Source organism: Streptomyces sp. NPDC127119, assembly GCF_042677425.1.
GTDB lineage: Bacteria > Actinomycetota > Actinomycetes > Streptomycetales > Streptomycetaceae > Streptomyces.
The window spans coordinates 43562-55240 of record NZ_JBHXTO010000034.1 but is presented as its reverse complement, the minus strand read 5'-3'; the positions used below and the strand labels follow the sequence as shown (position 1 = coordinate 55240).

Below are 11679 nucleotides of genomic sequence, written 5' to 3'. Positions count from 1 at the left end.
CACGCGCCCCCGCACCCGCACCCGCACCCGCGTACGTACGCAACCAAGGGACACCACATGACCAAGGGTTGGAACCGCCGCGCCTTCCTCCGGAGTTCGGCCGCCGGAGTGAGCGCCTCCGCCGCCCTCGCCTCCGGTACCACCGCAGCCGCCGCCTCGGCCCCGTCGGGCGCCGACGCATCACGGCCGGGCAGGCTGCGCGTCGAGCGCACGACCGTCGAGTACGCCGAGACCCTGCTCGGCACGGAGGTGGAACAGCCGCGTCTCACCTGGGAGTTGACGGCCGACGGGCACGGCGCCCGGCAGAGCGCGTACCACGTGAGGGTCGCGCTGAGCGAGAAGGGCCTGCGCGAGGGGCAGCGTGCGGTCTGGGACTCCGGCCGGGTCGCGTCGGACCGCAGCGTCGGGATCGTCTACGCGGGCCCCGCCCTGAAGCCGCGCACCCGCTACCACTGGCAGGTCAGGGTCTGGGACGGCGAGGGCCGGGCGTCGGCGTGGAGTGTGCCGCGCTGGTGGGAGACAACGTTGTCCAAGGACTCCTGGCAGGGATTCTGGATCGGTGCCGCTGCCGCGCCCGAGCCGCCGTCGTTCGAGGGCGCGTCCTGGATCTGGTCGCCGGGCGCGACCTCCAACGACGCCCCGAACGGGCCTCGTTGGTTCCGCGGCGCGCTCACCGCACCCGCGGGGGCCGAGGTCCGAAGAGCCACGCTGCTGGCGACGGCCGACGACGACTTCACCCTGTATCTCGACGGCGTCCAGGTGATGCACCAGGCCGAGCAGACCGACGCCTGGCGGCAGGGCCATCTCCTCGACGTCACCGAGGAGGTGAAGGCGGCGGGCTCCGGGCGCCTGGTGGTCGCCGCCCTCGCGACGAACCGCGGCAACGCGTCGGTCAACCCCGGCGGCCTGCTCGTACGACTCCTCGTGGAGCACGGGTCGGGGGCGGACGCGGGGACGGTGGAGCTGGTCACGGGCGAGGGCTGGCGCAGCACCGACACCGAACAACAGGGATGGCAGCAGGCCGAGTTCGACGACTCCGCGTGGGCCGGGGCCGCCGTGCTCGCCCCGTACGGGCAGGGCCCGTGGGGTTCCGGTGTGTCGATCGCGGCGCCCGAGCAGCCGGCGCCGCTGCTGCGCCGCGAGTTCACCGTCTCGAAGCCCGTCTCCCGTGCCCGTCTCTACATCAGCGGACTCGCCTACTACGACGCCGAGATCAACGGTGAACGCGTCGGCCGCCAGGTCCTCGACCCCGGCTTCACCGACTACGACGAGACCGTCCTGTACGCCGTCCACGACGTGACGGACCGGCTGCGCCGGGGCGCCAACGCGATCGGAGTCACCCTCGGCCGCGGCTTCTTCGGCATGACGACACCGAACGTATGGAACTGGCACCGTCCGCCGTGGCACGACGAGCCGCGCCTCCTGGGCCAGTTGGAGATCGACCACCCCGACGGCTCACGCACCACGGTCGCCACGGACGGCAGCTGGCGCATCACCGACGGCCCGACCCGCTCCAACTCCCTCTACGCGGGTGAGAGTTACGACGCCCGCAAGGCACCCGTGGCCTGGACCCGCCCGGGTTTCGACGACAGCGGCTGGCAGCAGACCGAACGCCGGGACGCCCCCAAGGGCACGCTGCGCGCACAGCCCCACGACCCGATCCAGGTCATCGAGACCGTACGTCCGGTCGCCGTCGAGGAGTTGAGCGACGGCGTGTACGTGGTCGACATGGGCCGCACGACGGCCGGCTGGACGCGGCTGACCGTGCGCGCCCCGGCCGGGACGACGGTACGCCTGGTCCACGGCGAGAAGCTGAAGTCCGACGGCAGCGTGCACGCCGAGACCGGGCACGTCCCCGGCCGGTTCCAGACCGACGAATACGTGTGCGCGGGCGGCGGCGCCGACGAGGTGTGGGAGCCCAGGTTCTCGTACAAGGGATTCCGGTACGTGCAGGTCAGCGGGCTGCCCGCGAAGCCCGAGCCGGCGCAGGTGCTGGGCCGGGTCGTGCACACACCGGTGGAGGCGACGGGTTCCTTCGCGTGTTCCGTGCCGTTCTACCAGCAGCTGGAGCGCGCGATGCGGCGCACTCTCCTCAACAACCTGCACGGCATCCCGACGGACACCCCGATGTACGAGAAGAACGGCTGGACCGGTGACGCGCAGCTGGGCGCTCCCGTCATGGCGTACGCGCTCGGCGTGCACCGCTTCCTGTCCAAGTGGCTCGGCGACCTGAAGGACAGTCAGAACTCCGACGGACAGCTCCCGGTGATCGTGCCGAGTGGCGGCTGGGGCTACGGGGACCTCGGCCCGTCCCCGGAGTGGACGACGGTGTACCCGTTCCTGCTGCGGGAGATGTACCGCGTGTACGGGGACGAGCGGCTGGCCCGCGACCACTGGACGCCGCTCACGCGCTATCTGGACTGGGAGATCTCCCGGCTGAGGGACGGGCTCGCCGTGACCGCGCTCGGCGACTATCTGCCCCCGGGCTACGGCGGCAACCCGCCCGAGGACACCCGGCTCACCGCGACGGCGTATCTGCACCGGGCGCTCACCGGCACGGCTGAACTCGCTGACCTGCTCCACGAGTCGGCGGTCGCCACTCGCTATCGCGGGGCCGCGGCCGGACTCAAGGAGGCCTTCAACGCGGCCTTCCTGGGCCCGGAGGGCCACTACCGCACGGCGAAGGACCCCGGATACCGGCAGACGAACAACTGCGTACCGCTCGCCTTCGGGCTGGTCCCGCCCGGCGCACGGGCCTCCGTCGTCGACTCGCTGCTCGCTGACATCGAGGAGCGCGGCAACCACCTGAACACCGGCGCGCTCGGCACCAGTGTCCTGCTGAGGCAGTTGTCCGCACAGGGGCATCCCGAGGTGGCCCACGCGATCGCCACACAGCGCACGTACCCGAGTTGGGGCTACTGGTTCGAGAACGGCGCCGACACCATGTGGGAGATGTGGCCGGTCGACTCACGCTCCCGCGACCACTACTTCCAGGGCACGGTCGTGCAATGGCTGTACGAGAACGTGGCCGGACTGCGCCCCGGCGACGCCGGGTACCGCACCTTCACCGTGCGCCCCGACGGTCGTACGGGAGTCGACTGGGCCCGCACCTCGATCCGCACCGTCCGAGGGGAGGCCTCGGCGTCCTGGTCGATCGTGGACGACGCGATACGGCTCGCGGTGCGCGTCCCGGTGGGGTCCACGGCCGAGGTCCACGTACCGGCGACGCAACGGTCGGCGGTACGTGCTCCGGCCGCGGCCACGTACGTACGGCTGGAACCCGGCTTCGTGGTGTACGAAGTGGCGCACGGGGGGTGGGAGTTCGTGGGGCGGGTCGCGGGGTGAATGGGGCGGTGTCTCAGGAGGTGGTGCGCGCTTCGAGGTCCGTGCGGGTGTCGTTGCCGTACACGCCTGTTTCGTCTCCTCTGATGCCGTACCAGAGCTGGAAGCGGGCCACCGCCGCCGTCAGCGTGGCGTCGTAGATGCCGCTGGGCGTGCCCTCCTTGTAGACGTCGGGGATGCGCAGCAGCCGTTCCTGCAAGTCGCTGACCTCGGGGCCCCGGTCGCCCTCGCGCAGGGTGCCGGGGCCGTCGGGATCGATGCCCGCCGGGGCGCCGCCTTCCTGCGCGGGGGCCGAGGCGGGTGGCGCGGACGACGCGACGGGGGGCCGTGCCTGCGCGGGGTCGTCGTCCTTGTCCCAGGTGAGCAGGAGGGCGGCGCTGAATCCGCCCAGTGCGGCGACCGTCGCGGCGACACCGAGCACCGTGCTGCGGACGAAGGTGCTGCGGCCGTGGGCCGGCCCCTTTCCGGCCGGGCGCTCGCGCGGCGCCGGTCTGCTGTCGCCCTCGACCACGGGCGGCAGTTCCTGCGTGTCGTCCTCCGTGACCCAGGGCAGAGGGGCAGCCTCCGGCGCCGGTACGGCGACGGCGACGACCTCGTAGCCCTCGTCCGGTTCGCGCTCCTTCTCCTGCACCTGCCGCAGCAGATCCGCCAGGGAACCTGGCTGTCGGCGGCGCAGCACACTGGTCGGCTCCAGCGGCGAGCGACGCGGTGACTCTTCGGGGTCGAACGGTGTCGACAACCTGCTCTCCCTCCGGGCGTTACTGAGAAGGGATACGGGTCACTCCGCCCGGCGGTTCAACGACTGGGCACCGGGCCGGAGCGCGACACCGAACCGGCGCGCGCCCCAGCACACCGGCGCACGCCGCCGAGCCGGGTGGGACCGTCGGACCGCCGCTGCGTGGGTGCGCCCCGTCCGGTCCGCACCCGGCATCCGTCAGCGGTTCATCAGCGCGAACACGCCCCAGCCCAGATACTCGCGCTGGTACCGGACATGGCGCAGGGGTCCGGTCGCCAGGTCCTCGCGCATCTCGTCGGCCAGTTCGTCGTCCGGGTTGGCGTCCAGCCAGCGGCGGGTGCTGAGCCACTGCGCAGCCACGTACCTGTCCCAGCTGTCCTGGTCGGCGAGGACCATCTCGACGAGGTCGCAGCCGAGGGCGCCGAACTGTTCGACCAGTTCCGGGAGCGAACGATGATCGTCCCTGCTTCCGGCGTGGCAGCCCTCGACGGTCGCCCGGTCCCGGGGCTCCCGGCGCCAGTACGGCTCACCGATGAGCATGATCCCGCCGGGGGCGAGGCTTCTGCGCAGGAGGTCGACGGTGCCCGCCACCCCGTCGCCGATCCAGGTCGCACCGACGCACGCGGCGATGCCGACGGGCTCGTCGGCGACATGGCCCGTCGCGTCCCCGTGCAGGAAGCCGACGCGGTCGGTGACGCCCAGTTCCCCGGCGCGGTCGCGTGCCTTCGCCAGGAACACGGTGCTGATGTCCACGCCGGTGCCGGTCACCCGGTGGTCGCGCGCCCAGGTGCACAGCATCTCGCCGCTGCCGCAGGCGAGGTCCAGCACGGTGGTGCCCGGCGCCGGGTCGAGGGCCCGGCCCAGGACGGCCAGCTTCTCGCTGGTCAACGGGTTGTGAATGCGGTGTCCGCTCTCGCGGACGGTGAAGCTACGTGGGAGATCCACTGCTGGGATTCCTTCGGTCCGAGGAGGTCGAGAAAGTCGACGGGGCAGAGGGGGTCGGGAAGGTCACGGGGGCTGGAGTTCCCAGCCCGCCGTACGCTGCCGCGTTCTTCCGCACCGTCATCTCCCGCACCTCACTCGCCAGGAACCGTCACTCACTCGGACCGGCCGAGGCTAGAGCGGCGGGCCTCGCGCGGCCAAGTGGTTTTTGCCGGGGCGGCAACAAAGTCCGACCCACTGGATGACAATGAAAATGATTGTCGATAGCGTGTGCGTCGGTCACGTCGTCCGCACCCCGCCATGGGGCGCCCTCGGCGTGCCCTGAAGCTCAACCGGAGTGCGCGAAAGGGGAGTTGTGGCTCATCTGTTGGTGGTCGAAAGCTGGGTCGGGTCGATGAGCAGACTGCTGCCACGGGCGATCCGGGAGGGTGGGCACGAGTTCACCTTCCTCACCCGGGACCTGCACCACTATCTGCGCTCCGCCCCGGAGGGCACGGCCCATCCCCTGCTCGCGGCCCGCAACGTCACGACCGCCGAGACGAACGACATCGACACCCTGCTCCCGCACGTGGAGCGGCTGCACGAGGCCCTCGGCTTCGACGGAGTGGTCACCTCCTGCGACTACTACCTGCCCACCGTGGCGCGGATCGCCGCACGGCTGGGACTTCCCGGGCCCACACCCGAAGCCGTGGAGAACGCGTGCCGCAAGGACACCACCCGTCGCGTCCTCGCCGAGGCAGGTGTCCCCGGACCCCGGTTCGCCGTCTGTGCCGACCGGGCCGCCGCCGAGCAGGCCGCCCGGGAGCAGGGCTTCCCGCTGGTGGTCAAGCCCGTCGACCTCTGTGCCGGCATGTTCGTACGGCGTGTGGACGACGAACGCGAGCTGACCGAGGCCTGCCGGGCGATCGCGGACTTCCCGTTGAACGCCCGCGGTCAGCTGCGAGCACCCGTCCTGCTCCTCGAAGAACTCCTCGACGGGCCCGAAGTCAGCGTGGAGACCGTGTCGTTCGCCGGTTCGACCCATGTGGTGGGCGTGACCGACAAGAGTCTGGGCGGGGCGCCCGCCTTCATCGAGACCGGGCACATGTTCCCCGCCGCCCTCGCCCCGGCCGATGCCGAAGCCGCCCAGGACACCGCCGTCCAGGCGATCAAGGCGCTCGGGCTGGACTCCGTCGTGGCCCACACCGAGATCAGGCTGACCGCAGCGGGGCCCCGCGTCGTCGAGGTGAACCCGCGCCCGGCCGGCAATCGCATCACCGAGCTGATCCGTCATGTCACCGGCCTCGATCTGGCCGCCGCCTGCGTCGACGTGGCTCTCGACCGCACCCCCGATCTGCGGCCCCGTGCCACCGGGCTGCGCAGCGCGGCCGTGGGTTTCCTCGTACCGGACACCGAGGGGACGCTGGAGGTGATCGTCGGGGCCGAGCAAGTGCGTTCGGCAGAGGGCGTGCTGGAGGTTCAGCTCGCCGAGCCGGGGCGGACGGTGAAGACCGCGGGCAGCAACAACGAATACCTCGGCCATGTGATGGCGGGCGACGCCGAAGGGCCCGGAGCGCGGGCCAGGGTCGAGTCACTGCTGTCCGAGCTGCGACCGCGGGTGACCACCCGATGAGGTCACCCGCATCAACACCCGCAGCCACATCCACGCCCACACCCGTCTCGTACGACGATCTCGTGCGGCGGGTTCTCGCCGGTGAACTGGGTCCGGACCCCCAAGGCCTGCGCGTCGCCGTGGCGTTCACCACCAGCCAGGCCGTACGGCACGACGGGCGCCGCGGCGGCTATCGCAACGAGGTGCTCAGTCTGCGTCTCGGCCGGGCGGTCGGCTCCTGCGCGGTCGAGCCCGGAGCACTGCCGCACGGCGCGGTGGAGGACTGCGCCGGAGCCGACATCGCACGGCTGCTGGAGCATCCGCTCCCGTCGGTCCGCGTGGCGGCGCTGGACGCCTATCTGATGCATGTGCGCCCCCACACCCCGGAGTACGGGGCACTCCCCTGTCCCCTGCCCGCCGGAAGTTCCCTGGAGAAGTCCCGGGCGCGGGCACAGGCCGTCGTCGAACTGCTGGACGTCGGCCCCGGACAGACCGTGCTCGTCGTAGGCGTCGTCAACTCCTTTTTGGAGGTGCTGCGTTCGCGCGGCGTCTCGTACATACCGTGCGACCTCAAGGGCGGTACGACGGAGTGGGGCGAGCCGGTCGCCACCGACCTGCACGCCGAACTCGGCCGCTGTGACGCGGTACTGGCCTCCGGCATGACCCTCGGCAACGGGTCCTTCGAGCCACTGCGGACCCATGTCCTGGGCAGCGGGCAGCAGTTGGTGATGTTCGCGCAGACCGGCAGTGCCGTACTGCCCTGGTTCCTCGGTGCCGGGGTGAGCGCGGTGTGCGCGGAGCCGTACCCCTTCTTCTGGCTGGACGGCGGTGCCGGTGTCATCCACCGCTACCGCGGTGCGGAGGGCGCGCTGTGACCACGGCCGCACTGCGTCCCCTCGCCGCCAACCCGGATCTGCTCGCCCTGCTCGGCCGCACACCGCTGGCCAGGGTGACCACCGATCTGCCCTGCCCGCAGCCCGGGTTCTGGGCCAAGCTGGAGGGTCTCGCCGCAGGTGGCATGAAGGCCCGTGCGGCGGTGTCCATGCTGCTCGGGGCACGTGAGCGGGGTGAACTGCGGCCCGGCGCACCGGTGGTGGAGTCCACCTCCGGGACGCTCGGCATCGGACTCGCCTTCGCCGGGCAGGCCCTGGGGCACCCCATCGTGCTCGTCGGCGACACCGAACTCGAACCGTCCATGCGGCAGTTGCTGCGCGCGTACGGCGCCCGTCTCGAACTCGTGGACCGCCCCGCCGGGGTGGGCGGCTGGCAGGCGGCCCGGCTGGCACGGCTGCGCGAGCTGCTCGGGACGCTGCCGGACGCGTACTGGCCCGATCAGTACAACAACCCCGACAACATCGCCGGTTACGCCTCGCTCGCCACCGAACTCGCCTCCCAGCTGGACCATGTGGACATCCTGGTGTGCAGTGTCGGCACGGGCGGTCACAGTGCCGGGATCGCGGGGCCGCTGCGCCGGCACTGGCCCGGGCTGCGGCTGATCGGTGTGGACGCCACCGGCTCCACCATCTTCGGCCAGCCCGCCAGGCCGCGGCTGATGCGTGGCCTGGGCAGCAGCATCCATCCGCGCAACGTGGCCTACGAGGCCTTCGACGAGGTGCACTGGGTGGGCCCGGCCGAAGCCGCGGACGCCTGCCGACGGCTCGCCCGCGGCAGTTTCGTCAGCGGCGGCTGGAGCACCGGAGCGGTCGCACTGGTCTCCGCGTGGGCGGCCCGGGTCCATCCCGGCGCCGTGGTCGCCACCGTCTTCCCCGACGGCCCGCACCGCTATCTCGGTTCGGTCTACGACGACGACTTCGCGGCGGCCCACGGCCTCGACCCCGCTGCCGCGGCCACCCGCCCCGTCGAGATCCCGCACGCACGCGCCGTCGAGGCCACCGGCTGGGTCCGCTGCACCACGGTGACCGACCCGCTGCTCACCCCTCTGGAAGGGAGCCCGTGAAGGCCACCCTGCGCACCGTACGGCTCACCCTCGCCGAGCCGCTGCGCATATCCCGTTCCGTGACGACCGCCCGTGACGCCGTCTGGCTCACCATCGAGCACGACGGCCTGCACGGCCACGGCGAGGCCGTCACCAGCGTCTACTACGGCCTCGACACCGACACACTGCGACAGCGGTTGTACGTGTCCGGCCGCGACCTGGGCCGCTTCCCCGACCCGGAGAGCGCGTTGCGCGAGGGGGCGGCACAGGACGGGCGGCCGGACGACCGGCCGCCCGCGGTCACCGCCGCCGTGGAGGCCGCGCTTCTCGACCTGTGCGGCAAGCGGTCGGGCACCCCCGTGTTCCGGCTGCTCGGAGACGAAAGCGCTCGGACCGCTCCGAGCGCCCCCACCGCGCGCACCATCGGCATCGTCCCGGCCGCGCACGCCGCCGCGCAGGCGCGCACGCTCGCCGCCGCCGGATTCGCCCTCCTCAAGGTGAAGGCCGGCGCCCCGGACCCCGAGGACGACCTCGACCGCGTACGCGCCGTACGGTCCGCCGCGCCCGGCGCCCGGCTCCTGCTCGACCCCAACGGGGCCTGGACCGCCGAGCAGACCCGCCATCTCCTGCCCCGCTACGACGAGTTGGGCGTCGAGGCCGTCGAGCAGCCCATCGCCCCCGGTGATCCCGAAGCGCTGGCGCGGCTCGCCGAGCGTTCACCGCTGCCCCTGATCGCCGACGAGGACGCCGTCGGACTCGAAGACGTACGCCGTCTGGCGGGCCGGGTGCACGGGGTGAACGTCAAGCTCGCCAAGTGCGGTGGCCCCCGGGCCGCGCTGCGCATGGCCGAGCTGATCGCCGGGAGCGGCACCGAGCTGATGCTCGGCTGTCTCACCGCCAGCACGCTCGGACTGGCACCCGCCGTGCACCTCACCGACCGTGCCCGCTGGGCCGACCTCGACGGGCATCTGCTGCTCGCCGACGACCCGTGGACCGGGATCGGCGGCGCCGACGGCGTCGTACGGGCGAGCGAACTGCCCGGACTCGGCGTACGGGAGCGGGCGGCGGACGAGACGCGTGGGACGGGCGGCCGGCCGTGAAGACGCTGTACGAGATACGCGGCTTCTCGCCCGCCATCCGGCTCCTCCTCGTCAACCAGTTCGGTGTCAACACCGGCTTCTACCTGCTCATCCCCTATCTGGCCACGCACCTGGGCGAGGACCTGGGCATGTCGGCGGCCGTCGTCGGGATCGTCCTCGGAGTGCGCAACCTCAGCCAGCAGGGGCTCTTCCTGATCGGCGGTTCGGCCGCGGACCGGCTCGGGGCACGCGGGGTGATCATCGCCGGCTGCGGGGTGCGTACCGCGGGCTTCGCGCTGTTCGCGCTAGGCGACGGGCTCGCGGTGCTGCTGGCCGCGTCCGTGCTGAGCGGGCTCGCCGGGGCGCTGTTCAACCCGGCCGTGCGGACCTATCTCGCGCAGGAGGCGGGCGAGCGCAAGGCCGAGACGTTCGCGCTGTTCAACGTCTTCGCGACCACCGGGGCGCTCGTCGGACCGCTGCTCGGCAGTGTGCTGCTGCTGGTCGACTTCCGGGCGTCCGCGCTCACCGCCGCCGGGATCTTCGCGGTACTCACGGTGGCGCAGGCGCTGGTGCTGCCCGCGCGGCCGGTGCCGCCCAGTGCGGGCGGTGTGCTCGCGGACTGGCGCGAGGTGGTCGGCAACCGCGCCTTCCTCGCCTTCTCGCTGGCCATGGTCGGCATGTTCACCCTGGAGAACCAGCTGTATCTGCTGCTGCCCGACGGGGCCCGCCGGGCCACGGGCTGGGACGGCGCGGCCGGACTGGTCTTCCTCGTGGGCACGCTCGCCAATCTCGCCCTGCAGCTGCGGCTGACCCGGGCGCTGAAGCCGTACGGCAGACGGGCGATCGGCGCCGGACTCGCGCTGATGGGACTGGCCTTCCTGCCGCCGATGCTGGTGTCGGGGGCCGGCTCCCCCGAGCTGTGGCACGTCGTTCCCGTGCTCGTGGGCGTCCTGCTCCTCTATGTGGGTGTCATGGTCGCGCAGCCCTTCGTGATGGAGCTGATCCCCGGTTTCGGGCGGCCGGAGCTGACCGGCACGTACTTCGGCATCTTCTACATGGTGTCGGGGATCGCCGCGGCCGTCGGCAACACGGCCGTGGGCTGGGCCATGGACGCCGGGGACCGGCAGGACGCGGCCTGGCTGCCGTGGGCCTGCTGTCTGGTGTTCGGGCTGGCGTCGGCGGGCGGATTCACCTGGCTGCGCCGCCTCGGGGCCCTGCCCGTGCGTCCCGCCCCTGCCGTGGAGGCGACGGTATGACGAGCGGCAACCTGCTGACCGACAACCCGGAGCTGTACGAGGCCAGGTTCCCCGATCCCGAACGGCTGGCCGGGCGATGGGCGGAGGACTGTCTGCGCCGGTACCAGGCCGGGCCGGGGGTCCTGGACCTGGGATGCGGCACCGGACGGGACGCGGCCCAACTGCACAGCGTGGGAAGGGCGGTTGTCGGGGCCGACCTCTCCGAGGCGATGCTGGCGTACGCCCGCGACCGGCACCCCGGCCCGCGGTACGTACGCGCAGATCTACGGGACTTCTCCCTCGGGCCCGAGGCGTTCGACGCGGCGGTGTGCCTGGACAGCGCGCTGCTGTACTGCCACACCAACGACGACCTCGACGGCTTCCTCGCCTCCTGCCGCCGGAGCCTCGCCCCCGGCGGACTCCTCGTCGCGGAGATGCGCAACGGCGCGTACTTCCTCGGCCGCAACGACCTGCTGGACACGCCCAGGGTCAACTCCCTTACCTGGCAGGGCGTTTTCTACCGTTCGACGACCACGCTGCACATCGACCGCACCGCGCAACTCCTGCGTCGTACCCGCGTCTGGACCACCGACGACGGCTCGGCCCCCGTCGAACAGCGTTCGGCCTGGCGGCTGCTCCTCCCGCAGGAACTGCGCCACTTCCTGACCGCGCACGGCTTCACCGTGCTGGAGCTGCACGACGGCCCGGGGCCCCGTACCGAACCGCTCTGGCAGCAGGGCGACTTGCCCGGCACGGCGGCCGACGCCGACCGGCTGCACGTGGTGGCACGCCTGGCCGGCTGACCGCGCCGCACACAC

Annotated in this window: 9 protein-coding genes; 7 read left to right on the top strand and 2 right to left on the bottom strand. The window is 72.2% G+C overall.

Annotated elements, in window-relative coordinates:
- Positions 1 to 57: 57 nt before the first annotated feature.
- The gene (locus ACFVH5_RS17680; protein ID WP_385834588.1) at positions 58 to 3345 is read left to right on the top strand and encodes a family 78 glycoside hydrolase catalytic domain; all 3288 of its coding nucleotides are present in this window, start codon (positions 58 to 60) and stop codon (positions 3343 to 3345) included.
- 13 nt (positions 3346 to 3358) lie between these two features.
- Here the strand turns inward: ACFVH5_RS17680 and ACFVH5_RS17675 are convergent, their stop codons facing one another.
- Positions 3359 to 4081, bottom strand: a complete 723-nt coding sequence (locus ACFVH5_RS17675; RefSeq protein WP_385834587.1) for a peptidoglycan-binding protein — start codon at positions 4079 to 4081, stop codon at positions 3359 to 3361.
- Between the two features lie 195 nt (positions 4082 to 4276).
- Entirely contained in the window at positions 4277 to 5023 is a 747-nt protein-coding gene (locus ACFVH5_RS17670; protein WP_385834586.1) for an SAM-dependent methyltransferase, read from the bottom strand.
- A gap of 352 nt (positions 5024 to 5375) precedes the next feature.
- On the opposite strand from ACFVH5_RS17670, the gene ACFVH5_RS17665 reads away from it, so the two are divergent.
- Genes ACFVH5_RS17665 through ACFVH5_RS17640 form a run of 6 tightly spaced genes read left to right on the top strand, consistent with a single transcriptional unit; the run spans position 5376 to position 11664 of the window.
- Entirely contained in the window at positions 5376 to 6632 is a 1257-nt protein-coding gene (locus ACFVH5_RS17665) for an ATP-grasp domain-containing protein (protein ID WP_385834585.1), read from the top strand.
- Positions 6629 to 7486: a Rossmann-like domain-containing protein gene (locus ACFVH5_RS17660; RefSeq protein WP_385834584.1), complete on the top strand. Its 858-nt coding sequence runs from the start codon at positions 6629 to 6631 to the stop codon at positions 7484 to 7486. Before ACFVH5_RS17665 ends, ACFVH5_RS17660 begins: the two co-directional genes overlap by 4 nt.
- A complete protein-coding gene (locus ACFVH5_RS17655) occupies positions 7483 to 8568 on the top strand; it encodes a PLP-dependent cysteine synthase family protein (RefSeq protein ID WP_385834583.1) in 1086 nt (361 codons plus the stop codon). The genes ACFVH5_RS17660 and ACFVH5_RS17655 overlap by 4 nt, the downstream gene beginning before the upstream one ends.
- Positions 8565 to 9647 carry a dipeptide epimerase gene (locus ACFVH5_RS17650; RefSeq protein ID WP_385834581.1) on the top strand — a complete coding sequence of 361 codons (1083 nt, stop codon included), beginning with the start codon at positions 8565 to 8567 and terminating at the stop codon, positions 9645 to 9647. The genes ACFVH5_RS17655 and ACFVH5_RS17650 overlap by 4 nt, the downstream gene beginning before the upstream one ends.
- The gene (locus ACFVH5_RS17645; RefSeq protein ID WP_385834580.1) at positions 9644 to 10882 is read left to right on the top strand and encodes an MFS transporter; all 1239 of its coding nucleotides are present in this window, start codon (positions 9644 to 9646) and stop codon (positions 10880 to 10882) included. The genes ACFVH5_RS17650 and ACFVH5_RS17645 overlap by 4 nt, the downstream gene beginning before the upstream one ends.
- Positions 10879 to 11664: a class I SAM-dependent DNA methyltransferase gene (locus ACFVH5_RS17640; RefSeq protein WP_385834579.1), complete on the top strand. Its 786-nt coding sequence runs from the start codon at positions 10879 to 10881 to the stop codon at positions 11662 to 11664. Before ACFVH5_RS17645 ends, ACFVH5_RS17640 begins: the two co-directional genes overlap by 4 nt.
- Positions 11665 to 11679 lie beyond the last annotated feature (15 nt).